This window comes from Bradyrhizobium sp. 159 (genome assembly GCF_023073795.1).
GTDB lineage: Bacteria > Pseudomonadota > Alphaproteobacteria > Rhizobiales > Xanthobacteraceae > Bradyrhizobium.
In genome coordinates, this window is the sequence record NZ_JADPKE010000018.1 from 40,811 (window position 1) to 67,166 (window position 26,356).

Sequence of the window (26,356 nt, forward strand, 5' to 3'; positions counted from 1 at the left end):
ACCTTACGACGCCTGCGCAAGCCGCGTCGACTCCTCCCGGATCAAAGCCAGGATGTGGCGCTTGGCGTCGTTGAATTCGGGGCTGGTGATGTCACGCGGTCGCGGCAGATCGAAATTGACGGCCTCGCGGATCCGGCCCGGCCGCCTGGTCATCACCACGATCTTGTTGCCGAGCACCAGGGCCTCGTCGACGCTGTGGGTGACGAACACGATGGTGCAGCGGCGCTTCTGCCAGATCGCGACCAGCTCCTCCTGCATTTCGAGCTTGGTCTGGGCATCCAGCGCAGCGAACGGCTCGTCCATCAGGATCACGCTCGGGTTCATCAGCAGCGCGCGGGCGATGCCGACCCGCTGGTTCATGCCGCCCGACATTTCGGAGGGATGATGATGCTCGAAGCCGCGCAGGCCGACGAGATCGATGAACTCCATGGCGTGGTCGTGGCGCTCGGTCTTGGCGACGCCCTTCAGCTTGAGGTGGAAGGCGACGTTGTCGATCGCCGTCAGCCACGGCATCAGCGTCGGCTGCTGGAACACGACACCGCGGTCCGAGCCCGGGCGCTCCACCTGCTTGCCGTCGACCAGCGTGCGGCCGGAGGTCGCCTGCTCGAATCCGGCGATGATGTTGAGGAGGGTCGACTTGCCGCAGCCGGAAGGGCCGAGCAAGCAGACGAAGTCGTTGGCCTCGATGTCGAGATTGATGTTGTCCAGCGTCAGCAGGTCGCGACCGCGCCGCTTGTCCGAGAACACCTTGACGATGTTGCGAAGCTCGATTGCCGCCATCAGCGCGCCCTGCCCTGCACGGTGGTCGTCTGCTGCCAGCGCAGCGTGCGCGCCATGATCGCCTTGAGCCCGAGGTCGGAGAGATAGCCGAGCAGCCCGATCGAGATCATCGCAGCCAGCACGATGTCGTAGCGCAGGAAGTAGTAGGAATCCCAGAGCACGTAGCCGAGGCCGCTCTTGACCGCGACCATCTCGGCCGTGACCGTCAGCATCCAGGCCGAGCCGACCGCGATACGTAGCCCTGCGAAGATCGAGGGCAGCGCCGCCGGCAGCACGATGTCGGTCAGCATCTGCCGGCCATTGGCGCCCATCATCGCACCGGCGCGGACCAGATTGTGATCCACGGTCTTCACGCCATGGATGCTGTTCATCAGCACCGGGAAGAAGGCGCCGAGGAAGACCAGGAAGATCGCGGGCTTGTCGGCGATGCCGAACCAGATGATGGCCAGCGGGATCCAGGACACCGGCGGGATCGGGCGGAGCATCTGCAGCGTCGGCTCCAGCGTCTTCTCGAACAAGCGCGACCAGCCGATCGCGACGCCCGCGAGGATGCCGAGGAGGCTCGCCAGCGCAAAGCCGCCGAACACGCGAAGCGCGCTGGCAAGCGCGTCGCGCAGCCAGTGCCCGGAATAGGTCTGCGTGGTCTCGTCGAAGCCGAACACCCAATCGCCGAGCGCATGCAGCACCGCGCTGGGCGCCGGCAGCAGCGCGGGCGGAAGCATGCCGCTGCGGGCAAAGGCCTCCCAGCCCGCGATCAGCAGCGCAGGCACAACGAGGCGTTCGAGCCCCTGGAATGCCCGCGTCAGCCGAAACGCCGGCCTGACCGGCGAGACGTCAGTAACCGAGGTCATTCTTGGCTTTTCCGGTGGCCTGCTCCAGGAACGAATAGTCCATGTTCTTCTCCGCGTCCGCGGAAACGTCCTTCGAAATGTATTTGAGGTCACGCATCATCGCGGCAATCGCCAGCGTTTGCGAGCGATGGATCGCGGGATCGGGCGAGGCATTCTTCAGCGCCTCAGTCGCGACAGTCTTGTCGAGGCCGGTGAGCTTGTTGATGGCCTCGACCCATGGCGCCTTGTCGGCGATCAGCTTGTTGTCGAGCTCGACCACGGCGCCGACGACGCCCTGGACGCCGGCGCGCTGACTCGCGATCACATCCGAACGCGTGACGATCAGATTCGTGAGATTTCCCGCAGCCTGCTCATACGGCAGCACAAAATGCTTGCCGGCGCCGGCGAGCCGGATCTGTGAGGCGAACGGCTCGACCGAGCAGATCATGTCGACCTCGCCGCGCTGGAGCGCGGCGAGATGATCTGACGGATTGGGGATGTTGATGAACTGGATGTCCTTGTTGGGATCGACGCCCTGCTTGAGGAATGCGCCGCGCATGTGGATGTCCTGGGCATTACCGCGGGACGCCGCGATCTTGAGCGGCTGACCGTCGCCCTTCGCCTTCGCAACGGTCGTCTTGAACGTCGCCCAGTCCTCAGGGGGAAGGTTCAGTTTCACGGAGGAGAGGCATTCCGAGCCGCCATTGATCTGGCCTGAGACGGCGACGACGTCGAAACCTTTGTCGAGCGCTGTGATGTAATGGAGATAGGTCACCTGCGCGACGTCGATGCTCTTCGAGACCAGGGCGGTGAGCACGTCATTGCCGGAGTTGAAGCCGGTGGCCTCGACCTCGACGCCCTTCGCCATCCCCGGGATCAGCGACATCGGCAGGCAGTGCGCGCATTTGGCGTAGCCGAGCTTGATCTTCGCGGCTTGCGCGGAGGCGAGATCGCTTCCGCCAAGCATTGCCGCCATCACCACGAGGCCCAGTCGCAAACTCGTCCGCATCACCTGCTCCGTTTCGAATGCGCGGGATCTCGCGCGTCAGAAACGATCATCCGCCGCCCTTAGCCACAACGCAATCCAGTTTCTGCATGCTGCATACAATTTGCGCGCTATGCCATTGTTTTCAGCGAGATGCGTCGATATTTTGAGCAGGCCAAAGGGCCGGAAACGGCTAAGATCAACGTGAGAAGTGAGGCACGCGTGCAGCCAAAATCGGAAGCGCCAAAGGGACGAAAGTCGCCCAAACTCAAGCGGACGGGCCTGCACGAGCGTGCCGCGGCGCGGATGCGGGCGATGATCATTCGCGGCGAGCTGCCACCGGGTTCGCAAACCCAGGAGACGAAGCTGTCGAAGGAGCTCGGCGTGTCGCGCACCCCCTTGCGCGAGGCGATGAAGGTGCTGGCGGCTGAAGGCTTGATCGAGCTTCGTCCCAATCGCAGCCCGCGCATTGCCGATATCGCGGTGGACGGCATCTCGGAATTGTTCGAGGCCCTCGCCGGCATCGAGCGGCTCGCCGCCGAGCTCGCCGCGGAGCGCGCCACCGAGCGCGACCTCGCCCGCCTGCGCACGCTTCAGACCCGCATGGAGGGTCATCACCGCAACGGCAAGCTCGACGATTATTTCACCATCAACGGCGAGATTCACAACACCATCGTCCGCATGGCCCGCAACACACCGCTGCGCGAAGCCCACGAGACGCTGATCTCCCGCGCCGAGCGCGCGCGCTATCTCGCGCTCGGCGCGAACAGGCGCTGGAGCAATTCGGTCGACGAGCACGCGGACATCCTGGCCGCGCTGGAGGCACGCGACAGCGAAGCGGCCGGCCGCCTGCTCGGCGCCCACGTCGCGCGCACCGGCACGGCGCTGCTCGAAGTCCTCGCCGCCTCTCAGGCCAAACGGACGGCGGCATAATCATGAAGCTGCTGCTGCTCAACCCGAACACCAGCACCGAGGTCACTCAGTTGATGTTGGGAGTCGGGCAGCGCGCCGCTTCCTCCGGCACCGAGCTGATCCCCTGCACCGCGACCCGCGGGGTGCCCTATATCGCCACGCGTACCGAAGCGCAGATCGGCGGCGCCATTGCGCTGGAGATGCTGGCAGAGCAGCACATGAAGGTGGATGCCGCAATCATCGCGGCATTCGGCGATCCCGGCCTGTTCGCGGCGCGCGAGACCTTCGACATCCCCGTGATCGGCATGGCGGAAGCCGCCATGCTGACCGCCTGTATGGCCGGACGCCGCTTTGCCATCGTCACCTTCGCCCAGGCCCTGGGCCCTTGGTACGAGGAATGCGTCCGCGCCCACGGGCTGTGGCAGCGGTGCGCCGGCATCCGCATGCTCGATGCGCCGTTTCAGGCGATCTGCGAGGTCGGCACCGAGAAGGAAGACGTGCTGGTCGAGCTCGCCCAGCGCGCCATCATCGAGGACGAGGCCGATGTGCTGATCTTCGCCGGCGCCCCGCTCTCGGGCCTTGCCGAGCGCGTCGCCGAGCGGATTCCGGTCCCGGTGGTCGATCAGGTCATCGCCTCCGTGAAACAAGCCGAGGCGCTGCATGCGCTGCGCCTGCGCAAGGCAACGGCGGGAACCTATCGCCGCCCCGCCGCCAAGCCGACCATCGGCCTTGCCGACGCGCTCGCCGCCCGGCTCGAGCATCGCGACCGCTAGGGGAGCTTCGGCCGGCGATACGAAAACCCCAATTCGTTCTCGAGGATACGGCCGAAGGCAAACAAGCGGGATTCGCAGCCCGGCGGCGCGATGTTCAATCCTTCCTTGCCGAGCAGCGGAATCCAGGAAATCATCCTGATGATGTTCGAGGTCCAGAACGGCACGGTGCAGAGCAGGAACAGGCCTAATGGCTCAGCTCTCTGCACTTCATGGCGGCACGCGGCTCAGGAAGGCGGCAGGACTTATGAACCGATCGCAATGAAGAGAAGATTCTCCGGACTTTCGTTTTTGCGAATTATTCTAGTCTGAGCCCGCCTTTCGAAAAAGTTCCTCGCTCCTACACGATCAAGCATCCGCTGCCTGGCTCTTGTCGGGCGATATAGCCATGAATTGGAAGTGGAAATCAGGCGGGCAGAAGCGAAGCAGGCGACCCAATGTGTGGGATAGCTTCGACCAGCTCGCGCGTGTAATCCGTCTGCGGATTGGCAAACAGAGCGAGGCTCTCGCCCTGCTCGACGATGCCACCGGCGCGCAGCACGATGGTCCGGCTGCACATCATGCGTACCACGTTGAGGTCGTGACTGACGAACAGGAAGGCGAGATTGTCCTCGCGCCGAAGCCGGTCGAGCAGCTGCAGCACTACGGCCTGCACCGAGACATCGAGCGCCGCAGTGGGCTCGTCGAGCACCAGCAAACGCGGCCGACACGCAATGGCGCGGGCGATGCCGATGCGCGCCTTCTGGCCACCCGACAATTGATGCGGGAAGCGGGACAACAACTCACGCGGCAGGCCGACGCGGTCGGCGCACTCCTCGACCCGGGACCGCAGCGCGTCGCCGGGGCGCAGGCCGGTGAGCCTCAGCAGCGGATGAGCAATGCAGTCGAACGCGGTAAAGCGCGGATTGAGGCTCTCGTGCGGATCCTGAAAGACGATCTGGATTTCCTTGCGTAGCGGCGAGCGATGAAAATCACGCGCCGGCAGCTTTGCGATCGAATAGCCGTCGAACAGGATATCGCCTGCGCTCGGATCGATCAGCCGGCAGATCATGCGGGCGGTGGTGCTCTTGCCGGAGCCGGACTCCCCGACCAGGCCGACGCTCTCGCCCGCCGCCACGGTCATCGAGAAATCCGCTACCGCAGCGGCGCCATCGTCAAAACGCTTGACGACGTGCTGGACGTCGAGCAGCGGCGGCGTGCCCGGCGCGGGCGTCGGCCGGTCCTTCACCTCGACAACCGGCAGAGCTTCGTCGGCCGGCACGAGGTCGCCGACACGCGATGTCGCGGTCGGCGACGATGCCACCAGTCGCTTGGTATAGGCGTGCTGCGGCGCCCGAAACAATGTCTGCGGCGCGCCTTCTTCCACGAGCCGCCCCTGCTCCATCACCACCACGCGCCGACAATAATGTGCCGCAAGACCAAGGTCGTGGGTGATGAGGATTGTCGTCATGCCCCGTTCGGCGACGATGCGCGCCAGGAGGTCCATCACCACCTTTTGTGTCGTCACATCGAGGCCGGTGGTCGGCTCGTCGGCAATCAGAAGTGATGGGTTGCAGGAGATCGCGATCGCGATCATCACGCGCTGGCACATACCGCCGGAGAGCTCGTGCGGATAGGCATCCAGCCGCCGGTCGGGATCGCGGATCTGCACCGCGCGCAGCAACTTCAGCGCCTCGGCCCGCGCCTCCTGCTTCGAGAGCCGCCGATGCGAAAGGACGGCGTCGGCGATCTGGGCACCGACGGTGCGGATCGGATTGAGCGCGGCGCGCGGATTCTGGAAGATCATCGCCATGTTGGCGCCGTGCAGGTTGCGCAGCTCCGCCCCCGATGCGCGCGTAATGTCCTGGCCCCTGAACTTGACACGACCGGCGGTGATGCGACCCGCTTTGTCGAGCAGGCCCGTGACCGCGAAGCCGGTGACTGATTTGCCGGACCCGCTCTCGCCGACGAGGCCCAGCATTTCACCCGGCTGGAGCGACAGCGAGACTCCCCGCAGCGCCTCGACGAGCCCGCGCCGCGTCGAGAACGTCACGCCGAGATTGTCGATTTCGAGCAGTGGCGACATCATGTGCGCATGCGCGGATCGAGGATATCGCGCAACCCGTCGCCGAGCAGGTTGAAGCAGAGCACGGCCAGCATCAGGGCCAGCCCCGGAAACGACACCAACCACCACCTGCCCGTCGAGATGAAGCGCGCGCCCTCGGCGACCATGATGCCCCATTCCGGCGTCGGCGGCTTGACGCCCAGGCCGATGAAGGAGAGGCCCGCGGCATTCAGGATCGCCCAGCCGAGATTGAGCGACATCTGCACCGCCATCGCCGGCAGCACGTTGGGTAGCAGGAAGCGCAGCACGACGGAGACATGCCCATCGCCGCAGGCGCGCGCCGCCTCCACCCAACCGAGATTGCGGCGGATGTTGACCTCCGCGCGCGCGAAGCGGATGTAGAACGGCAGATTGATGATCGCGGTCGCGATGACGATATTCTCGACCCGGTTGCCGAGCGCTGCGACCATGGCCATGGCGAGCACGAAGAGCGGAAAGGCCATCAGCACGTCGACGAACCGGCCGACCGCGCGATCGAGCTTGCCGCCGACATAGCCGCAGAGCGAGCCGATCACCGTGCCGATCACGAAGGACACGCTGACGGCCGTCACGGCGATGGCGAGATCGAGCCGCGTGGCGACGATCAATCGGCTGAAGACATCGCGGCCGAGCTGGTCGGTGCCGGCCCAGTGGAGTGCGCTCGGCGGCTGCAGCGCACGCGGCACGTCCGAAGCGACGGGATCATAAGGCACCAGCATGGGGCCGAAGATTGCGACCAGCGCCAGCAATATCGCCGCCGCGGCGGCAATCGCGGTAACGAGGTTACCGCGCAGCACCCACACGGTGTGACGCAGCCCCGACCATGTTGCTGTCAGGCTCATACGACCGTCGCCCTGGGATCGGCGATGCCGTAGAGCACATCGACCAGGAGATTGACCGCGACGAAGATGCTGGCCATCAGCAGCACGAAGCCCTGCACCGGCGCATAGTCGGAGACCAGCAGCGCATCGAGCGCGTAGGACGCAACGCCCGGCCAGGAGAACACTTTCTCGACCAGCACGTTGGCACCGAGCATGGTCGAGAACACGATGCCGGCGATGGTGATCACGGGCAGGATTGCATTCCGCAGCGCATAGGTCACCACGATCTGCCAGCGCGACAGGCCGATCGAGCGCGCGGTACGCACGAAATCGCTTCCGAGCGACACCAGCATCGAGGCACGGGTGATGCGGGCGAGCGGCGCGATCACGAACAGCGCCATCGTGAAGGCAGGCAGCATCAACTGACGCGCCGCGGCCCACCACCCCTCGACGTCACCCGCGAGCAGGAAATCCACCATCAGGAAGCCGGTGCGCGCCGGCGGCACCGAGGCGAAGACGTCGATCCGTCCGGTCGGATCGGGGGCAAGACCCAGCAGATAGTAGAACACGTAGATCAGCAGCAGTCCGGAGACGAAGGTCGGCACGCAGACGCCGAGCGAGCAGAACAGCCGTACGCCGTGATCGATCAGCGAGTTCGGCCGCAGCGCGGCCAGCACGCCGAGCGGCACCGCCGCGATCAGCGCGATCACGAGCGCGGTTAGCGTCAGCTCGAGCGAGGCCGGCAGCCGCTGCCGCAGGTCCTTGGCAACCGGCTGCCCCGTCATCATGGAACGGCCAAGATTGCCGCGGCCGACATCGTAGAGATAGATGCCGAGTTGCTCCGGCAGCGACCTGTCGAGCCCGAGCTGCCTGCGGACGACTTCGATCTCCTCGTTGCCGGCACTGGGACCGGAGGCAAAGAACACGGCGGGATCGCCTGGCAGCACCCGCATCAAGAGGAAAGTGAAGACCAGCACGCCGAACAGCGCCGGCAGCGACGAGAGAAACCGCCGCCCGGTCCGGATCAAAGTCGCACCGATGGTGCCCATGCTCTTCGCCGCGCTCCCGGCTCCGCTGCTATTTGCGGCTCAGGTTACGATAATCCACCTGGCGGGTGAATTGATAGACATAGCCGTCGAGATTGGCGGCCATGACCGCGTCCTGCGCCGGTTGCCAGAGCGGGACCTGGAACATCTGCTCGAAATGGATGGCGTTGAGCTCCTTGCCCTCCGCCTCGTACTTCGCCTTGTCCGGCTCGAAGCGCGCTGCCTGCGCGATCTCCTCCAACTCGGCATTGTCAGTGGACGAATAGTTCCAGCGCTGATTGCCGGTGTAGAAGTTGCGGTAGAAATAATCGGTCGACGGCAGCCAGGCGACGATGCCCTCGGTGAAGAAGGGCAGCTTCTTCTCGTTGATCGAGGTCGACATCTGCGCATCCGGCAGCTTCTGGATGTCGACCTTGATGCCGATCTTCTCCAGCGATTCCTTGACCAGGGCGGCCATCGGTTCGGCAGTCGCGGCCTGACCGACGTTGAAGCTGAAGGTCGTGGCGAAACCTTCGGGCACGCCAGCCTCCTTCAGATAGGCCCGCGCCTTCTCCAGATCGAGCTTGACCGGTTGCGGGATCGGATAGCCGCCGCTCGGCGGCCTCCCGTCGGCCCAGCTGGCACCGAACAGCGGCGCGCCGCGGCCGAACAGCGCCGCCTTGAACATGTCATCATAGGGTAGCGCCGCGGCGACAGCCCGGCGGACGTTGACGTTGTCGAACGGCGGGATCTTGTTGTTCATCGAGATGAAGGTCACCGCATTGTATTGCGGCGTCGAAATCACCTTCAGCTTGCCTTTGGCCTCCAGCGCCTGGACGTCGCTGGCCTGCAGATCGATCACGAGGTCCGCGTCGCCGCGCTCGACCAGATTGGCGCGCGTCGCCGGCTCCGGTACCGACTGGATGATCAGCCGCTTGAAGAACGCCGGCTTGTCCGGCGAGCCGCGATTCCAGGCCTCGTTGCGCTTGGCGATCGCCTGCTCGCCCGGCTTGAAGGTTTCGACGATATAGGCGCCGCTGCCCGCCTCGTTCTCCTTCAGCCAGCTCAGCGCCCAAGGATCCTCAGGCGTCGCATGCGATTTGGCAAGCTTGGAATTGATGATGATGGGATAGACGGTCGCAAGGTTCGGCAGCGCCAGCTTGTCGGGCCGCGGCAATGTCACTTCAAGGGTCAGTGGATCGATCACCTTGAACTGGTCGGCGCTGGTCAACGATCCTGTCAGCAATTGCGCCTTGCCGAGTACCGGCGCGGTGACGCAGCGGTCGAGCGACCACTTCACGTCTTCTGCAGTAACCGGCGAGCCATCGTGGAACTTGGCGTCGGGACGAAGCTTGAAGGTGAGCTTCAGGCCATCGGGGCTGACGCTGAAGGACTCCGCGAGCTCGCCATTGATGGTATCGAGATCGAACACCCATTTGCCGTTGAGCTGTTTGCGGCCGAACGACACCAGCCGGTCATAGCTGCTCATGCTGAGCGCGAAGGCTTCGCGGGTCGAGCCGGGAATGTTGGGATCGAGCGTGTTGACCGTTGCCGCCGTCACGTAGCGCAAGGTCTCAGCGCGGCTCTGCGCACGGGCCGCGGGCGCAATCAATGTCGCCGAAAGAAGAACGGCGGACGCCGAAATCAGATGCCTGGAAATCACGGGGTACATCGCCTCTGTCCTTTGTTAGGCCGCGCACGCCCGAAATGGCAGCAAATCATGTGCCAGAAACCGGCAGTTCGGCATGCTTCTTCGTCGCAGTGGAATGCATACACGCTCGCCGGCATCACGCGCTCCCCTCCGCCGCCGCGGGGGTGCGCCGGATCATAGCTTGAGGGACATCATAGGCCTGGAATGCCGCCCAGTGCTTGTCGATATCGGCGCGGAACAGGTCGCGCGTGAGGCCGTGGACCAGCTTCGGCACCGCCGTCGTCATCGCATTGATCGAAGAGCCGGACGGACCAAAGCTCATGGTCGAGGCGATGGCGAACAGGTGAATGCCGGAGATCCACGGTGTTCGTCCAACCGCGCGCTCGCAGAAGGCATAGTCGTCCGACAAATAAGGAAAGGCGCCAAGGCGCGGGCTCTGTTCCTGCGCCGGCGGCGTGTAGCAGTCGGCCCAGCGCGCGATGTTATCGGCGCATCGCTTCAGCTCGGGGCGACCGGCAAAGTCCATCATGACGCCGGTGGCGCAGATGATGAAATCGACCGCGATCTCGCCACGTGGCGTGCGCAGCAGCACGCTGTCAACAGTCTCCCGCGCTCCCTCGACAGGTGCGCCCTCGTGCAGATGGAACGTCGCGTGCCGGGCGCAGCGATCATAGGTGGCTTGCGGAAATCCCTCGCGCAGCTCGAGCACCGCGCGCATGAAGCGCCAGCGCCAGGAATCGTCGAGCTCGGAGAAATGCCTGAGGAAGCCGCGGAAGGTCAGCCATCGATAGGGCTGCACCAGCTGGATCGCAGCGCGCCGGCACAGCAAATGCACGGCGCCCGCACCTGCCTCCAGTGCCATCGCTGCGTTATCGAAGGCCGAGGCGCCCGCGCCAATCACCGCGACGCGCTTGTCGCGTAGCGCGGTAAAATCTGTCGGCGCCGCGCAAGTAACGCATCGCGACGCCGGCAGATGGCGCAATGGTTCGGGAATGCTCCAATCGCCCATACCTTCCTGTCCCGTCGCGAGCACGATCTTGCGGGCGTAAAGCACCTCCTCGCTATGAGCAGTCCTCACTGTTACCCTCAGTAGGCCGTTAGCATCGGGTGCGATATCGGTCACCTCGCAGCCATTGTGCACCGGTAAACCGAGCACCTTCCGATACCACGACAGATAGGCCGCCCAATATTCGCGCGGGATCAGACCAAGATCGCGCCAGCTCTCCATTCCGAATTTGGCCTCGTGCCAGGCCTGATAGGTCAGGCTCGGCAGGTCGAGATCAGGGCCGGTGTAGTCCTTCGGACTGCGCAGGGTCGGCATCCGCGCATAGGTCAGCCATGGGCCTTCGCAACCCTCATCCGCCTTGTCGAGCACGAGGATGTTGGTGACCTGCGAGCGCTGCAGGCCGAAAGCCGTCGCAAGTCCGGATTGACCAGCCCCAACAATGAGCACGTCCAGAGCGCGGCTGCCATCGGGAGCCGTCATCGGCGTCAGCCAGGGCATGCCCGGATGCGCCGTCTTGGCAAGATCGGCGCGGACCTGAACTGCAAGTGCTGCAAGGCCATCACTCATGCCGCAAGCCACCCGCCATCGACTGGAAGCACCGTGCCGGTGACGAAGGAGGAATCGTCACTGGCGAGATAGAGCGCCGCCGCCGCCACCTCCTCGGCGCGGCCGAATCGCTTCATGGCATGACGCTGCCGCGAGGCCTCGCGCACCGACTCGGGATCGACATGGCGCGCAAAACTGCGGCGCAGCAGCGGCGTGTCGATCGCACCGGGCGCCAACGCGTTGACACGGATGCCATCGGTCGCGAAATCGATGGCCATGGTGCGGGTCAGGCTGACGATGGCGCCCTTGGCCGCAATATAGGCGCTGTTGCCCTTGCCGCCAGCGATTGCCAGCTGCGACGCCAGCGTGATGATGGCGCCCTTGCCTTGCCGCTGCATGATCGGCACCACCGCGCGCGTCCACAACCAGGTGCCGCCGACATTGGCACGGAATACCGCGTCCCAATCCGCCGGTGCGGTCGTGATCACGGTACCACCGCAGGAGAAGCCGGCAGACGTCATCAGCACGTCCAGCCTGCCGCCGCCTGTTGCGACACTTTCGACGGTGGCCCTTGCAAAATCGGCGTCGCCGACATCGCCAACATGGACGCTGCCGCTGCCACCCTGTTCGCGAAGCATCGCCAGTGTTTCGGCTGCGCTGTCAGCATCGCGATCGACCAGCGCGACGAAGGCGCCTTCGCGGGCGAACAGAACGGCGCTGGCCCGGCCGATCCCGGAGCCGCCGCCTGTGATGATCGCCATCCTGCCCGCCAGCTTCATCTCAGGCGCCGCCTCGATCATGATCATGCAACCAGCGCCGCATATGCTCCGCTGACTCCTCACAGCCAAATTTGGCGCGCCATCCGAATTCGTCGGCCATGCGCTGTACCGACAGCGGCGCCCGGGTCGGGCCGTGCACCGTCACGGTTGGTGTCTCGCCGGAGACAGCCACGCGGCAAACGAAACCGCTGTCCGGGTCGGCAAGAGCTTTATCAGCAAAAGCCTTGCCCCAGGCCTCGGCGGTGAACGTCACACCGCTCGAGATATTGTAAAGCATGTGGCGGGGCCGGGCGGCATCGAGCAGCACGGCGACAGCGGCGGCGACGTCGGCGGCATAGACCCAGTCCCGTGCACCGGGTTCGCTGAGCAACGCCGGCGCGCCCCGCCGCACGCAATCCACAATCAGCGCCTGCGGCGACGGCGTGTCGCGGACACCGCCTGCACGCTCGTACGGGCCAAAAACGCCCGAGAGCCGGACGCTGATCACATCGGCCTGCCAGAGGTCGGAGAGCCGCGCCACCACACGCTCAGAGCCGAATTTCGTGATCGCATACAGCGATTGCGGATCGCAGGGCGTCGTCTCTTCGAGCAGGGGATAATGCCGGCCGCTCGCGCCATAGCTTGCAGCGGACGACAGGTTGATCACACGCTGCACCTTTGCCTTGCGCGCAGCGGTCAGGATCGACACCTGCGCCAGCAGATTGACCGCCAGGATGCGCTCCGGCTCGGCGGCATCGCGCGCCGCGCCTGCCGTGATCGCGGCGCCAAGCACCACGGCATTGCATCCCGGTCCGACTGCGGCCTCAACCGCGCTGCGTTCGGTCACGTCCCCTCGCAGCACCCGCAAGCGTTCACCGTAGGGCGCAAAGGCGCAGCGCGCCTCCACCGGCAACTCGGCCTGATCGAACAGTGTGACCGCATGGCCGCGGGCAAGCAGCAGCTCCGCGATATTGAGCCCGACAAAGCCTGCGCCACCGAAGATCACGACGCTCATCTCGCGGTCCGCTCACAATAGCTTGGCGCCAAAATTCTGCTCCGGGTTCATGTCCGAGACCAATCGACCAGTCGGTTTCGCGGCCTCGCCGCCGCTGCGGGCCAGGAAGCGGCCGGAGCCCGGCGAGGCGTTCAGCCTTCCGCTTTCGACAATGACGCGGCCGCGGGAGAGCACCGTCACCGGCCAGCCCTGCAGCGAACGGCCGGCGAACGGGGTGTAGCCGGCCAGATCGTGCATCATCGTGTCGGTGACGGTCACGCGGCGATCGGGATCCCAGATCGCGATATCGGCGTCAGCGCCGACGGCGATCGAGCCCTTGCGCGGATGCAGATTGTAGATCTTGGCCGGCGCGGTCGCAGTCAGCTCGACGAATTTCTCGAGGCCAAGCCGTCCCTTGGAGACCATCGCATCGAACAGCAGCGGCAGCCGCATCTCGAGGCCCGGCAGGCCGTTGGCCACCTGCTTGAAGTTCGGGTTCGGCCCGGCGCGAAGCTTGCCGGTCTCGTCGAACCGATACGGCGCATGATCGGAGGAGATGGTCTGCAGATCGCCGAGCGATAACGCCTTCCACAGCGCCTCCTGGTCGTCCTTGCGGCGCGGTGGCGGGCTGCACATCCATTTGGCGCCTTCCGCGCCCGGCTTGTCGAGATCGTCGGCGGTGAGGAACAGATATTGCGGGCAGGTCTCGGCAAACACTTTCAACCCCTGTCCGCGGGCATCGCGGATCGTCTGCGCGCCCTCGGCGGTCGAGACGTGGAAGATCATGATCGGCTGGTCGACCAGGGCCGCCATGCCGATCAGGCGGTTGAACGCCTCTGCTTCCGAAAAGCGCGCATGGCTGATCGCGTGATATTTCGGATGAGTGTAGCCGCGCGCGAGCAGCCGCTTCACCATCCAGGAGATGATGCCGTGATTTTCCGCGTGCGCACACAGCATCGCGCCGCCCTCGCGCGCTGCAACGAGAATGTCGAGCAGCGGCTCGTCGTCGATCTTCAGCCGGTCATAGGTCATGAAAATCTTGATCGAGCCGTGACCCTGACGAATCAGCGTCGGCAGATCGCGCTCCAGCGTCTCTTTCGTCGGGTCGGCGATAATCATATGGAAGGCGTAGTCGATTACCGCGCCCTTGCGCGCCAGCGCATGATAATCCTCCAGCACCTGCGGCAGCTGCATGCCGACATGCTGCGCGGCAAAGGAAATGACCGAGGTGGTGCCGCCGAAGGCCGCCGACGTCGTGGCACTCTCGAAGGTGTCGGCATTCATGATGCCGGCGGCAGACAATTGCTCGATGTGACAATGGCTGTCGACACCGCCCGGCAGCACCAGCCTGCCGCGCGCGTCGATCTCGCGCTTGGCCGGGCCGAGCCCGCGCCCGATCGCAGCAATGGCTTCACCTGTGATTGCCACGTCGGCCTCGAACACGTCGGTGGTCGTGGCGACGCGCCCGCCGCGGATGATCAGGTCATAGGCGGGTTCGGTCATAACGGTGTCTCCTTGCGAAACTCTCGAAGTCCATTGGCGTTGCGCAGCTTTGCGGCGCGCCCTTGCGCCCTGCGCATGACCGCTTCATGCTGTCCATGGCATAGTGATTGCCTTTGTTTCGCATCGTCAAGCTTCGCACCGTCAACACTGCCCAAGCAGGAACCTCCCATGCCCCGACCGCGCATCATGGTCATCAACCCGAATTCCAACCGCGTGGTCACGGCCGGCCTTGCCGAAGCGCTGAAGCCGCTGGCCTTTGCCGACGGTCCGGAGATCGTGTGCGAGACCTTGGTCGAAGGACCCTACGGCATCGAGAGCCAGGCCGACGCCGAAAGCGTGGTGATGCCGCTGCGGCGGACCCTCGCCGGCGACAAGGAGTCGGCGGCCTTCGTGATCGCCTGCTACAGCGACCCCGGCCTGCATGTCTGCCGCGAGGCCACCACGCGGCCGGTGCTGGGCATTGCCGAATGCGGCGTGCTGACCGCGCTGACCCGCGCCGAGACCTTTGGCGTGATCGCGATCGCGCAGCGCTCGATCCGCCGGCATATGCGTTATCTGCGTCAGATGGGCCTGTTGGAGCGGCTGGCCGGCGAGCGCCCGCTCGACATGAGCGTGGCGGAAACCGCATCGGGCGAAGGCACGCTCGCCAAGATGATCGCGGTCGGCCGCGCCCTGAAAGAGGAGGACGGCGCCGGCGCCATCGTGATGGGCTGTGCCGGCATGGCGCGCCACCGGAAGCCGCTTGAGGAGGCGCTCGGCATTCCCGTGATCGATCCGACCCAGGCCGCCGTCACCATGGCGCTCGGCGCCGTGCAATTCGGCGCGCACTGAGGCACTGATTGACGGGCTAGCGTGCCTCACGCGCCCGCCTCGCCTGCCAATCGTCATAGCTCTCGCGGTCCATCGCGAACATGTCGCGCTGGGTCGAATAGAGATTGCCGAACAGGCGGCCGATCGGCTGATAGGTTGCCATGTCGACATACATCCGCGCCGGATCGAGCAGCCCTTCGCGCGCATGCAGATGCAAGACCTCGCCAACCAGCAGCTCGCGCCCCGGGCCAAACGCGAGCGAGACCTGCCGCCGGCATTCCAGCGCGAAGGGCGCCGCAGCCAGCCGCGGGACCTTGACCTCGGCACTCGCCTCCGTCGCCAGGCCCACGGCGGCGACCTCGCTCTCGCCGGAGGGAAAATCCACCGCGCAGTCGTTCATCGCTTTCGCCAGCGTCTCGTCCACCATATGCACGACGAATTCGCCGGTACGGTGGATGTTGCGGGTGGTGTCCTTGAACCGGCCATCGGGATGATGCTGCAGGCCGAGCACGATCAGCGGCGGGTTCTCGGAGAACACGTTGAAGAAGCTGAACGGCGCCGCATTCAGCGCGCCGTTGTCGTCTACCGTGGTGACAAAAGCGATCGGACGCGGCACCACCACACCGCACAAGAGCTTGTAGCGGTCGCGGGGCGCAAGGTCGCGAAACGACAGGCCGATCATCGGGCGCGTCCTCCGCAGTTCATGGCGGCGGCACCGCGCCGGTGCGGCCAGCGATCAGGCCGTAATGCTCGGTGCGGCGGTGCGCGGCGAAATTGAAGATCGTTTGCTTGCCGAATGCGGTGGCATCGAGATCGCAGGGATGAATCAGAAGCTCGTCGTCCTCCGTCCCGGCCTCGGCGACAATCTCGCCGTCGGGATTAACGATGATGCTGCCGCCGATCAGGGGATGGCCGTCCTCATTGCCGGCCTTGGCGACCGCGATCACCCAGCAGGAGTTCTGATAGGCGCCGGCCTGCACCGACAGGCGGTTATGGAACAACCGCTTCTCTGGCCCTTCGTCGCCCTTCTGCGCGTTGACCGACGGCGTGTTGTACCCGATCAGCACCATCTCGACGCCCTGCAAGCCCATCACGCGATAGGTTTCCGGCCAACGGCGGTCGTTACAGACCGCCATGCCCATGATGCCGCCGAGATTGCGCCAGACCGGGAAGCCGAGATCGCCCGGCTCGAAATAGCGCTTCTCAAGATGCTGATGCGTGCGCTCCGGATCGAACTCGGCATGCCCGGGCAAATGGATCTTGCGGTATTTTCCGACGATGTTGCCGCTGCGGTCGGTCAGGATGGCAGTGTTGAAGTGATGTCCGTCAGGCGTCAGCTCGGCATAGCCAAAGCTCATCGCCATCTCGTGGCGAGCCGCGCGCTCGAACAGCGGCCGCACAGCGTCATTGGGCATCTCTTGCTCGAACCAACCATTGGCATCGGCGCGGTTTTCCAGGTACCAGCGCGGGAAGAACGTGGTCAGCGCGAGTTCGGGATAGACGATCAGATCAGCACCCTTTGACTTGGCCTCATCCATCAGCGCGATCATTCGCTTGACGACGACATCGCGCCCGTCAGCGCGCTGGATCGGACCCATCTGAGCTGCGGCGACGTTGATCATGCGCATGGTTGTTGTTCTCCTTGCAAACTCAGCCGGCGAACGCGGCCTGCGCTTCCGGCAAATCCCAGATCTTGCCAATTGCAACAGCCCCTGCCGCGGTGATTGCAGCCTCGTCGCCGTGAACATAGCGGCCGGCGTCAATCAGCACACGGCCATCGACGATGACCTGATCGATATTGGCGCGGTTACCGAGCGCGATCAGCGCACGACGCGGATCGAACAGCGGCTGCAGATGCGGATGGGTCATGTCGATCACGGTCAGGTCGGCCGTCGCGCCGGGCGCGATCGTGCCGAGATCAGGGCGCTTCACCAGCGCAGCTGCGGTCACCGTCACCGATTCGATCAGGTCGGGCGCGCTCGCGACCTCGGCGCGCTGCAGCGCGAGCTTCGAGATCATCGACGCCGCATTCAGCTCGCCGAGCAGGTCCATGTTGTAGCCGTCGGTGCCGACTACCGTCCGCACGCCATGCTCGGCAAACCGGCCGAATGCGGCGGTCACGCCGGATCGGGCGAACACCCGCGGGCAGTTCAGCACCGCCGCGCCGCGCGCCGCCATCAGCTTCAGATCCCTGTCGGAGCTTGCGATGCAGTGCGCTGCGAGCAGATCGGGCGCCAGCAGGCCGAGCCAGTCGAGATATTCGGCCGGCGTGCGGCCGTCGTAGCGCTTGCCGATGGTTTCGACCTCGGCCCGGCTTTGCGCCAGATGGGTCGTGATGGGCACACCGAGCTCGCGGGCGCGCTCCGCGCACACCTTGAGCAGATCCGGGCCGCAGGTATCGGTCGCATGCGGACTCATCGCGAGGCCAATCCGGCCCCCGCCACAACCGTTCCAACGCTGATAGAGCGCGTTCCAAGTGGCGAGATCGGCCGCACCATCGTCGCCGGCGTACCTGACAACACCGTCCGGGCCAGCCTTGGCGTCTGACGTCGAGAACAGATAGGGCGCGCCGTAGAAGCGGATGCCCATCTCCTCGGCGGCGTCGAACATCTCGGGAATCGTGTTGCGGAACGGCTCCATCACCGTGGTCGCGCCGCCCTTCAGCAGTTGCAGGATGCCGAGCCGGGCCACCGCAAGGCGCTCTTCAGGCGAGAGCAGGTCGGCTCCGCGCTTGGTCAGCGGCAGCAGCACCGTATAGACGATGCTCTGATTGTTGCGCCGGCCGTTGCCGTCCTCGGTGTGGCTGCGCGCTACCGCCTCGCTGAAGCAATGATTATGCAGGTTCATCAAGCCCGGCAGGATGAAACGTCCAGGACGGTCACGGACCTCGGCGGCGGATGGCCGGTCCTTGCTGATCGCGGCGATCGTCTTGCCTTCGATCAGCACCCAGTGATCGCGCAGCACATCCTGCGCGCCGTCGCGGCGAGAGAGAACGTAGCTGCCGAAGATCGCGATGCTGCTCATGATGGACGCACGTTCCAGAAGACCGCAGTGCCGTCGAGGATGCCGGTGATGCTCTTGCGGTAGGCGGTCGGTTGCTTGTACAGGCCGATCGGAAAATACGGGATCTCCTCGAACGCCAGCGCCTGGATATCGTGGCAGATCCGCTGCTGCTCCTCCAGCGAGGACGCGGCCAACCACTGGCTGCGCAGGCCGCCCATCTCCTCGCTGCTATACCATCCGGCGACCTTGCCTTCGCCGCGCAGATTGGTGTTGCCGGCCGGATTGAGCCAGTCTATCCCCTGCCAGTTGCCGACCGCAGCACTCCAGCCGCCCTTGTCGATCGGGTCCTTTTTCAACTGGCGCTGCAGCACGACGGCAAAGTCGAGCGCGTGGTGTTCGACGTTCATCCCGGCTCTCCGCAGCATGTCGGCGGCGACCTGGCCAAGCGGCTTTTGCGCGGCCGAATTGCTCGGCGACAGCAGCACAACCTTTTCGCCATTGTAGCCGGCGGCAGCCAGTTCGGCCTTCACCTTAGCCATGTCGCGCGGACCGCGGAAGACGTCGAGGCCGACGTCATTGGCCATCGGCGTTCCCGGGGCGAAATAGCCAATCGGCGAAAGCTGGTAGGCCGGATCGACGCCTGCGACGGCGGTCATGAAGTCGGCCTGGTCGATCGCGCCCAGCAGCGCACGGCGGATCGCCGGATTGTCGAACGGCGGCTGCAGATGATTGACGCGAAGCATGCAGGCATAGCCGCGGGGATCGAGCACACGCGTCTCGACCTCGTCGGACTGCTTCAGCACCGGCAGCAGATCGTGCGGCGTGGTTTCCTGCCAATCCTGCTCGCCGGTCTGCAGTGCTGCGACGGCAGTCCCCGGATCCGGCGTCGTCGTCCACACCACGCGATCGTAATGCACGATCTTGGGACCGGCGGTCCAGTCGGGCTTGCCGTCCTGGCGCGGTTGATAGCGCTCGAATCTTGCATAGGCATTGCGCACGCCCGGCACGCGCTCATCCGCGATGAAACGAAACGGTCCGCTGCCGATCACTTCGGTGATCGGCTTGAGCGGATCCTGGTTCGCAAACCGCTCGGGCATCATGAACGCGGCATGCACCGCGGCCTTGCCGAGTGCCTGTGGCAGCAGCGGAAACGGCCGACGCAAACGAAAACGGATGGTGCGGTCATCGGGCGCGGACAGTTCCTCTGTCGCCGCCATCACTTCGCCGCCGAACCCGTCGCGCGAGGCCCAGCGGCGAATGCTGGCGACGCAGTCACGCGCCAGCACCCGCTCGCCGTCATGCCAGAAAAGCCCGTCGCGCAGCGTCAGGTCCCACTGCTTGGCGTCACTGGAGACGACATGGCCCGACACCATCTGCGGCGAGACTTCCAGCGCCGCATTCATGCCATAGAGCGTGTCGTAGACCATGAAGCCGTGGTTGCGCGACACCTGCGCGGTGGAATAGATCGGATCGAGGAAAGCCAGATCGATCACCGGGATGAAGCGCAGCGTGGTTTGCGATTGCGCGCGCACGATGCCCGGCAAGGAAAAGGCAGGCGCCATCGCGGCCGCGCGAAGCAGCGAGCGGCGGGAGAACTGCATCGAAGACGCGCCCATGCTCATCAGCGCGACTGACCCGCGGCTTCATGCTTCTGGAAGTTGCCTGCGATCGCCTCCCCGGTCGTGATCCACACGTCCGCGCAGGATTTGGCGTAGGTGAGAAACTCGCGCAGCAGGCGCAGCCGCATCGGACGGCCGCTGCACTGCGGATGCAGCACGGTCGTCACCATCGCGCCCCAATCGCGGACCTCGTCGAGTTCGTCCTTCCAGATCGAGAGCACATGCTCCTTCGGAAAGATCGAGCGCGGGCTGAAGCGTGCCGAGAGGCCGTGCATCCAGTCATCATAGCTCGCCGTGACCGGAAGCTCGATCGTGCCCGGGTTGCCGTCGGCGAGGCGGTGGCGATAGGGCCGGACGTCATCGCGGAACGAGGACGTATAGACGATGCCATGGCGTACCAGCGCCGTGCGCAGCTCCTCGGTGAACTCACCATAGGGCGCGCGGTAGCCGATCGGCTTGACGCCGAGCCGCCGCTTCAGCGCTTCAAAGCCCCGCTCCAGCTCGTCCTCGATCCAGGGATCTCCGGGGTCGGGCAGCAGATGGTGATAGCCGTGGTGGCCGATCTCATGACCGGCCTTGAGGATGGATTCGGCCATTGCCGGATGCGCATCGACCGACCAGCCGGTGACGAAGAACGTCGCCTTCAGGTCGAGTTGATCGAGCAGCTCCAGCAACTTCGGTGTGCCGACCCGCGCCTCATAGCCGCCATAGCTCATGGTGATCAGGCGCTGGGCGTGCACGGCGTCCTTGCTGGTCCAGGCGCTCTCAGCGTCGACATCGAACGACAGGAACATCGCCGACCCCCAAGGCTTCGGCCAGGGATAATTCGGTGCCGGGTCCGCGGTGTTCGCCGGGACGAGCGGGATGCTCTGGAGTGCCTTACTGTCCAGCATTGATGGTCGCCTTCTCTACGCCGTTGTCGTTCAGTTTCCACTTCACAAGCAGGCTGCGGTAGGTGCCGTCGGCGATCAGCGCGTCCAGCGCTTCCACAAAGGCCTGCTGCAACGCCTTCTCCTTGACCGGCAAGGCGATCCCGGTGAACTGCGCCGCGATCGCCTGCCCGACGGGCGCATAGGCGCCGGGCTCCTGGTCCATGATGTAGAGCAGCGTCTCGCTGCCCTGGACGGCCGCGTCGATCCGACCCTGCTTCAACTGCGTGCGCGCGTCAGCGGAGCCTTCGGTGCCGACGACCACGATCGCATTGCCGCCGCAATGCGCCGTGCTCCACGCCGCGATCTGGTCCGGGAACATGGTGCGGCGGCTGGCGCCGACCTTCTTGCCACACAGCGCCGCCATGTCCTTGAACTCGGCTGCACGGGATTGCTGCACAAAGAACTGCGGGCCGCTGCGCAGATAATCGACGAAGCTTGCCGCCTCATGACGCGTGGCATAATCGGTGAAGCCGGACAGGATCGCGTCCACCCGCCCCGACGAGATCGACGGCATGAACTGCGCAAAACTGGTCTCCTCCCACTCCAGCTTGATGCCGAGCTTGCGGCCAAGCGCCTCGCCCAGGTCGATGTCGAACCCGGCCAGCGCGTTGGTGACGGGATCGCGGAACTCCATCGGCGGATAGTTCGGCACGATTGCGACCTTGATAGTGCCCCGTTTCGTGATCTCCGCAGGCAGCTCGATCGCAAAGACCGGTCCGGCCATGATCAATCCAACTAAGCCCGCAACAACCAGCCTGATCATCAAAAGTGCCCCCATCAAATCACTGCCGCCAGAAATGCCCGCGTACGTGCCTCGCGCGGCGCCCCGAGAACGTCGGCGGCGCGCCCGGATTCCACAATCGCGCCATGATCCATGTAGACGACGCGATCAGCGACCTCGCGGGCAAAGCCAAGCTCGTGCGTCACCACCATCATGGTCATGCCGCTCTGCGCGAGCTCCTTCATGACAGCCAGCACCTCGCCCACAAGCTCGGGATCGAGCGCGCTGGTCGGCTCGTCGAACAGCATTAGCATCGGCTTCATCGCCAGCGCCCGGGCGATCGCCACGCGCTGCTGCTGGCCGCCCGAAAGCTGCGACGGATAGGAGTCCGCTTTCGTCGCAAGCCCGACGCGCCGCAGGAGCTCGATTGCCTCGGCGCGCACCTCGCCCGGGTTGCGGCCCTGCACCTGCACCGGTCCTTCCGTGATGTTCTCCAGCGCAGTCTTGTGCGGAAACAGGTTGAAGCGCTGGAACACCATGCCGGTTTTCAGCCGCTGCCGCGCGATCTGCCGGTCGGTGAGGCGGCGCAGCTTGCCGCCCTCCTCGCGGACGCCCAGCATCTCGCCATCCAGCCAGATACCACCGCTGTCGATCACGGTAAGCTGGTTGATGCAGCGAAGCAGCGTTGTCTTGCCAGAACCTGACGCACCGATCAGACACAGAACCTCGCCGGGCCACACGTCGAGCGAGACATTCCTGAGAGCCTGGAACTCTCCAAAGGCCTTGCTGACGGAGCGGATCGCGACGAGCGGTTTCGTCATCGGTTGATCCGTGCCGTTCCACGCGCAAAATGGCGCTCGAGCAGCATCTGCAGAGGCGTCAGGATCGATACCACCAGCAGATACCAGCAGCCGGCGACGATCAGAAGCTCGATGACGCGCGAATTCGCATAGTAGATATTCTCGGCGTTGTGCAGCACCTCGGGATACTGGATCACGCTGGCGAGCGAGGTCGCCTTCACCATGCCGATGAACTCGTTGCCGAGCGGTGGAATCACCACCCGCATCGCCTGAGGCAGGATAATCCGCCGCAGCGCCCGCAGCCGCCCCAGGCCGATCGCCTGCGCCGCCTCATACTGCCCGGCGTCGACCGACAGCATGCCGGCGCGCATCACTTCCGACGTATAGGCACCCTGGTTGATGCCGAGCCCGAGCAGCGCTGCGAGGAACGGCGTCATGACGTCAACGGCCCGCGCCGTCCACAGGCCGGGAATACCGATGGTCGGAAACACCAGCGCGAGGTTGAACCACAGGAGGAGTTGCAGGATCAGCGGCGTGCCGCGGAACAGCCAAGTGTAACCTGCAGCAACCGACTTCAGCACCGGATTGGGTGACAGCCGCATGATCGCCGCGACCGCGCCGAGGACGATGCCGAGTGCCATCGCGAGTACCGCCATCACCATGGTGTTGACGATGCCCTGGAGGATCACCTTCGCGGTCAGGAAGCGGCTGACATAGGACCATTCGATCTGGCCATTGGCAAAGGCGCGAGCGATCGCCGCAAGCACAACGACGATCGCGGCCGCAGCCAGCCACCGCCGCCAGTGGATCTCCCGCGCGATCTGCATCTGCGAGAGATCAGGAAAGCCTTCCGCCAGCGTCGGCGCCGCCCTCATTGCGGCGCCGCATTCATCAAGGGCTTGGAAACCGCGTTCGCGCCCAAACCGAATTTCTCGAGGATCTTCTTGTAGGAGCCGTCGGCGATCATCGCCGCCAGATGCTCCGTCACCACTTCGCGCAGTGCGACATCGTCCTTGCGGAACATGATGCCCTGATAGCCGATTGCAAAGGGCTCGCCGACGACACGGTATTTGCCAGCCTCCTGCGCCTGCGCAAAGGGCAGCGTCTCGCCGCCCTGAACTGCAGCGTCGATGCGGCCCTGCTTGAGCTGGTTGCGCACGTCGATCGAGTTCTCGCCCGGAACATACTGAATGGCCGGCTTGCCGGCGGTCTCGCAATTCTGCTTGCTCCATTTCTCGATCTCGATCGGGAAGCTGGTGCTGCGGGTGGTGCCGACCTTCTTGCCGCAGAGGTCGGTGGCGGCGGTCGCCTCATGGTCGGCCAGCACGAAGAACTGCGGTCCGGTGGTCAGATAGTCGATGAAGTCGGCGGTCTCGCGCCGTGAGGCGCGGTCGGAAATGCCGCTGATGATGAAATCGGCGCGCTTGGTCTGCAGCGACGGAATGAGCTCGGCGAACGGCGTCTCGCTCCAGACGATCTTCACGCCAAGCCGCCTGGCAAGCTCGTTGGCGAGATCGATATCGAGCCCGACCAGCTCGTTGGTTGCGGGATCGCGATACTCCATCGGCGCGTAGGTCGAATTAACAGTCAGTTTCAGCGTACCGGCCTGCTTGATCTCTGCTGGCAGTTCGGCTGCCGAGGCGACGGCCGCAGCAGCGAATGCGGCGAGCCCGAGGAAAAGCGAGAGGCGTATCATGTCAGCTCCTTTGCCAACGCTGCAACCGGCCGCGTATCAGTCCATGTCGAGAAGCGCCGGCTCGATGACGCCGGCGCGTTCGGTGATCGCCCGGTATTGCTCGGGCCGCCGGTGGGCCGCAAAATTGAACATCTTGTCCTTGCCCTGACGGCAGAGATCGAGATCGATGTCGGCGACGATGACTTCGTCGGCGAGGGTCTTCGCCTGTGCAACGATCCTGCCATTCGGATCGACGATGCAGGAGCCGCCGATCAGGCCGGAGCCATCCTCGTCGCCCGCCTTCGCCACCGCAATCGCCCAGGTCGCGTTCATGTAGGCGTTGGCCTGTGCGACGAGCGTCGAATGGAAGGTGCGCAGCGCGGCATCCTCGCTGGTCCCGCCGTTCGGATCGTAGGCCGCGGAGTTGTAGCCGATGCACACGAGCTCAACGCCCTGCAGGCCGAGCATCCGCCAGGATTCCGGCCAGCGGCGATCATTGCAGATCATCATGCCCATGATCGCGTGTCCCCACGCCGAACCCGTGCGGAAGGCCGGAAAGCCGAGATCGCCATACTCGAAATAGCGTTTCTCGAGTTGCTGATAGCGCGCGCCCGCCCGCGGCTCGACCGAGCCCGGCAGATGCACCTTGCGATAGCGGCCGATGATCTCGCCGACGTCGTCGACCAGGATCGCGCAATTGTAGCGCCGGCCATCTGCTGTCAGCTCGGCATAGCCGACATAGAAGCCGACGCCGAGCGCGCGGGCGCGGTCGAACAGCGCTTGGACAGCCGGGTTCGGCATGCCGCGCTCGAAATACTGATCGAGCCCATCGCCTTCGAGCAGCCAGCGCGGAAAGAACGTCGTGAAGGCCAGTTCGGGAAACACCACGAGGCGCGCGCCTTGTTCAGCCGCCGCATCCAACAGTTTCAACATGCGATCGAGCGTATGCGCGCGGGTGTCTGCTCTTTGCGTCGGCCCCATCTGGGCGGCGGCAGCACGAAGGACGCGGGTCAAACATTGCCTCCAAATCTAGCGGACTGCTGCCTCGTTAGGCGAACCGATTTTACGTTCGGCAGCACACTTTCCGCAGTGCATTACAAGAAAGCTGGACAGCATTGGCAATCACTCGTGCTATGATATTTTCGGCCAGACTATAACGGGCACGAATAGATGAACCTGCGTCAACTCGAAATTATGCGTGCGGTCGTTCGACACCGGACAACGGTCGCAGCAGCCGAGGAGCTGTCGCTCTCACAGCCAGCGATCAGCAACGCGCTGAAGGCAATGGAGACGCAGGCGGGCTTCGCCTTGTTCGAGCGCGTCAACAACCGCCTGTTTCCGACCGCGGAGGCGATGGCGCTCTACAAGGAAAGCGAGACGATTTTTGCGCTGCATGCCAAGCTGGAAAACCGCGTCCGTGACCTCAGGGAATGTCGCACTGGGCATCTGTCGATCGTCGCAACGCCGCCGCTGGCCTACAGCATCATCCCGCCCGCATTGTCGGTCTTCCTGCGTCGGCGACCGCAGACGCGGATGTTCTTCGACGTACGCCGCTATGAGGGCATCATCGACGGACTGCTGAGCCGGGTCGCCGAGCTCGGCTTCGTGCTCGGCTTCTCGCATCATCCAGGCATCGCGCATGAAGTGGTCCGCGCCGGCGAGATGGTCTGCGTCATGCCGCCGCAGCATCCGCTGGCGGACCGCGCGGTGATCACCGCGTCCGATCTCGTCGATCTACCCTTCATCGGGCTCGAGCGTGGAACACAGTTGGGTGAGGCCGTGCGCGCGAGTTTTGCTTCGGCCGGCGCTTCATTCCAGCCGACCGTCGAGGTGCGATACTGCAACACCGCCTGCGTGCTCGCCGCGGCAGGCATCGGCGCGGCGGTGGTGGATCCATTCTCGCCGCACCAGGCTGGAAATCAAGAGCTGGTCATACGCCCCTTCCTTCCCAAGACACCTGCGCTGGCATACATGCTGTGGTCGGAAGCGGAGCCGATCTCGCGTCTTGCAAGAGTGTTCCTCGATGAAGTCCGCCGAGCAAGCCGGCAGCTTGAATGATGAGGGCATCTTACTGCTGACTGCACAAGCCGACGTCGCACCTGGTCAGGCCGCCCGACTACGCGCGAAATCGT

At 64.8% G+C, this 26,356-nt stretch carries 25 protein-coding genes and 1 pseudogene; 4 read left to right on the forward strand and 22 right to left on the reverse strand.

The features are described from left to right. Nucleotides 1-3: 3 nt before the first annotated feature. Genes IVA96_RS02595 through IVA96_RS02605 form a run of 3 tightly spaced genes read right to left on the reverse strand, consistent with a single transcriptional unit; the run spans nucleotide 4 to nucleotide 2,619 of the window. Nucleotides 4-780 carry an ABC transporter ATP-binding protein gene (locus tag IVA96_RS02595; RefSeq protein ID WP_247281386.1) on the reverse strand — a complete coding sequence of 259 codons (777 nt, stop codon included), beginning with the start codon at nucleotides 778-780 and terminating at the stop codon, nucleotides 4-6. Further along, nucleotides 780-1,631, reverse strand: coding sequence for an ABC transporter permease (locus tag IVA96_RS02600; RefSeq protein WP_247281385.1), 852 nt, complete (start codon nucleotides 1,629-1,631; stop codon nucleotides 780-782). Before IVA96_RS02600 ends, IVA96_RS02595 begins: the two co-directional genes overlap by 1 nt. After that, entirely contained in the window at nucleotides 1,615-2,619 is a 1,005-nt protein-coding gene (locus IVA96_RS02605) for an ABC transporter substrate-binding protein (RefSeq protein WP_247415283.1), read from the reverse strand. The genes IVA96_RS02600 and IVA96_RS02605 overlap by 17 nt, the downstream gene beginning before the upstream one ends. A 198-nt stretch (nucleotides 2,620-2,817) precedes the next feature. Here IVA96_RS02605 and IVA96_RS02610 point away from each other — a divergent pair, with 198 nt between their 5' ends. Together IVA96_RS02610 and IVA96_RS02615 are read left to right on the forward strand one after the other, a co-directional pair. Further along, nucleotides 2,818-3,528, forward strand: coding sequence for a GntR family transcriptional regulator (locus tag IVA96_RS02610; protein WP_247281383.1), 711 nt, complete (start codon nucleotides 2,818-2,820; stop codon nucleotides 3,526-3,528). Nucleotides 3,529-3,530: 2 nt separating this feature from the next. Continuing rightward, entirely contained in the window at nucleotides 3,531-4,280 is a 750-nt protein-coding gene (locus tag IVA96_RS02615) for an aspartate/glutamate racemase family protein (RefSeq protein ID WP_247281382.1), read from the forward strand. A gap of 95 nt (nucleotides 4,281-4,375) precedes the next feature. On the opposite strand, the pseudogene IVA96_RS02620 reads toward IVA96_RS02615, so the two are convergent. From IVA96_RS02620 to hydA, 9 genes and pseudogenes are all read right to left on the reverse strand, one after another. Beyond that, a pseudogene (locus IVA96_RS02620) lies at nucleotides 4,376-4,468 on the reverse strand (ABC transporter permease); the annotation flags it as partial. A 215-nt stretch (nucleotides 4,469-4,683) separates the two neighbouring features. Continuing rightward, nucleotides 4,684-6,345: an ABC transporter ATP-binding protein gene (locus IVA96_RS02625; protein WP_247281381.1), complete on the reverse strand. Its 1,662-nt coding sequence runs from the start codon at nucleotides 6,343-6,345 to the stop codon at nucleotides 4,684-4,686. Further along, nucleotides 6,342-7,202 (reverse strand): ABC transporter permease, encoded by an 861-nt coding sequence (locus IVA96_RS02630; protein ID WP_247281380.1) that lies wholly within the window; start codon nucleotides 7,200-7,202, stop codon nucleotides 6,342-6,344. The genes IVA96_RS02625 and IVA96_RS02630 overlap by 4 nt, the downstream gene beginning before the upstream one ends. Beyond that, the gene (locus IVA96_RS02635) at nucleotides 7,199-8,230 is read right to left on the reverse strand and encodes an ABC transporter permease (protein WP_247281379.1); all 1,032 of its coding nucleotides are present in this window, start codon (nucleotides 8,228-8,230) and stop codon (nucleotides 7,199-7,201) included. Before IVA96_RS02635 ends, IVA96_RS02630 begins: the two co-directional genes overlap by 4 nt. Before the next feature lie 28 nt (nucleotides 8,231-8,258). Continuing rightward, a complete protein-coding gene (locus tag IVA96_RS02640; RefSeq protein WP_247281378.1) occupies nucleotides 8,259-9,878 on the reverse strand; it encodes an ABC transporter substrate-binding protein in 1,620 nt (539 codons plus the stop codon). Between the two features lie 115 nt (nucleotides 9,879-9,993). Continuing rightward, the gene (locus IVA96_RS02645) at nucleotides 9,994-11,430 is read right to left on the reverse strand and encodes an NAD(P)/FAD-dependent oxidoreductase (RefSeq protein ID WP_247281377.1); all 1,437 of its coding nucleotides are present in this window, start codon (nucleotides 11,428-11,430) and stop codon (nucleotides 9,994-9,996) included. Then, nucleotides 11,427-12,188 carry an SDR family oxidoreductase gene (locus tag IVA96_RS02650; RefSeq protein WP_346347879.1) on the reverse strand — a complete coding sequence of 254 codons (762 nt, stop codon included), beginning with the start codon at nucleotides 12,186-12,188 and terminating at the stop codon, nucleotides 11,427-11,429. Before IVA96_RS02650 ends, IVA96_RS02645 begins: the two co-directional genes overlap by 4 nt. A 1-nt stretch (nucleotide 12,189) precedes the next feature. Further along, a complete protein-coding gene (locus IVA96_RS02655) occupies nucleotides 12,190-13,182 on the reverse strand; it encodes an NAD(P)-dependent oxidoreductase (protein WP_247281375.1) in 993 nt (330 codons plus the stop codon). A gap of 12 nt (nucleotides 13,183-13,194) precedes the next feature. Then, entirely contained in the window at nucleotides 13,195-14,664 is a 1,470-nt protein-coding gene (hydA, locus tag IVA96_RS02660) for a dihydropyrimidinase (protein WP_247415289.1), read from the reverse strand. Nucleotides 14,665-14,832: 168 nt separating this feature from the next. On the opposite strand from hydA, the gene IVA96_RS02665 reads away from it, so the two are divergent. After that, nucleotides 14,833-15,495, forward strand: coding sequence for an aspartate/glutamate racemase family protein (locus tag IVA96_RS02665; protein ID WP_247281373.1), 663 nt, complete (start codon nucleotides 14,833-14,835; stop codon nucleotides 15,493-15,495). A 16-nt stretch (nucleotides 15,496-15,511) separates the two neighbouring features. Here the strand turns inward: IVA96_RS02665 and IVA96_RS02670 are convergent, their stop codons facing one another. From IVA96_RS02670 to IVA96_RS02715, 10 genes are read right to left on the reverse strand one after another with little or no spacing between them, the layout of a single operon-like run. Continuing rightward, complete coding sequence (locus IVA96_RS02670) at nucleotides 15,512-16,156, reverse strand: flavin reductase family protein (protein WP_247281372.1); 645 nt, start codon at nucleotides 16,154-16,156, stop codon at nucleotides 15,512-15,514. A gap of 19 nt (nucleotides 16,157-16,175) precedes the next feature. Beyond that, nucleotides 16,176-17,102, reverse strand: a complete 927-nt coding sequence (locus IVA96_RS02675; protein ID WP_247415291.1) for an N-carbamoyl-D-amino-acid hydrolase — start codon at nucleotides 17,100-17,102, stop codon at nucleotides 16,176-16,178. A gap of 22 nt (nucleotides 17,103-17,124) precedes the next feature. Then, nucleotides 17,125-18,498, reverse strand: a complete 1,374-nt coding sequence (locus IVA96_RS02680; protein WP_247281370.1) for an amidohydrolase family protein — start codon at nucleotides 18,496-18,498, stop codon at nucleotides 17,125-17,127. Continuing rightward, the gene (locus IVA96_RS02685; RefSeq protein ID WP_247281369.1) at nucleotides 18,495-20,078 is read right to left on the reverse strand and encodes an ABC transporter substrate-binding protein; all 1,584 of its coding nucleotides are present in this window, start codon (nucleotides 20,076-20,078) and stop codon (nucleotides 18,495-18,497) included. Before IVA96_RS02685 ends, IVA96_RS02680 begins: the two co-directional genes overlap by 4 nt. A gap of 20 nt (nucleotides 20,079-20,098) precedes the next feature. Next, nucleotides 20,099-20,989 carry a polysaccharide deacetylase gene (locus IVA96_RS02690; protein WP_247281368.1) on the reverse strand — a complete coding sequence of 297 codons (891 nt, stop codon included), beginning with the start codon at nucleotides 20,987-20,989 and terminating at the stop codon, nucleotides 20,099-20,101. After that, on the reverse strand, nucleotides 20,976-21,791 hold the full coding sequence (locus IVA96_RS02695) for an ABC transporter substrate-binding protein (protein WP_247281367.1): 816 nt from the start codon (nucleotides 21,789-21,791) through the stop codon (nucleotides 20,976-20,978). The genes IVA96_RS02690 and IVA96_RS02695 overlap by 14 nt, the downstream gene beginning before the upstream one ends. A 14-nt stretch (nucleotides 21,792-21,805) precedes the next feature. Next, the gene (locus tag IVA96_RS02700; protein ID WP_247281366.1) at nucleotides 21,806-22,570 is read right to left on the reverse strand and encodes an amino acid ABC transporter ATP-binding protein; all 765 of its coding nucleotides are present in this window, start codon (nucleotides 22,568-22,570) and stop codon (nucleotides 21,806-21,808) included. Next, on the reverse strand, nucleotides 22,567-23,424 hold the full coding sequence (locus IVA96_RS02705; protein ID WP_247281365.1) for an amino acid ABC transporter permease: 858 nt from the start codon (nucleotides 23,422-23,424) through the stop codon (nucleotides 22,567-22,569). Before IVA96_RS02705 ends, IVA96_RS02700 begins: the two co-directional genes overlap by 4 nt. After that, a complete protein-coding gene (locus IVA96_RS02710; protein WP_247281364.1) occupies nucleotides 23,421-24,245 on the reverse strand; it encodes an ABC transporter substrate-binding protein in 825 nt (274 codons plus the stop codon). The genes IVA96_RS02705 and IVA96_RS02710 overlap by 4 nt, the downstream gene beginning before the upstream one ends. 36 nt (nucleotides 24,246-24,281) lie before the next feature. Then, nucleotides 24,282-25,238, reverse strand: a complete 957-nt coding sequence (locus IVA96_RS02715; RefSeq protein ID WP_256464561.1) for an N-carbamoyl-D-amino-acid hydrolase — start codon at nucleotides 25,236-25,238, stop codon at nucleotides 24,282-24,284. 156 nt (nucleotides 25,239-25,394) lie between these two features. Between IVA96_RS02715 and IVA96_RS02720 the strand changes: the two genes are divergently transcribed. Next, nucleotides 25,395-26,282: a LysR family transcriptional regulator gene (locus tag IVA96_RS02720; RefSeq protein WP_247281363.1), complete on the forward strand. Its 888-nt coding sequence runs from the start codon at nucleotides 25,395-25,397 to the stop codon at nucleotides 26,280-26,282. Nucleotides 26,283-26,356 lie beyond the last annotated feature (74 nt).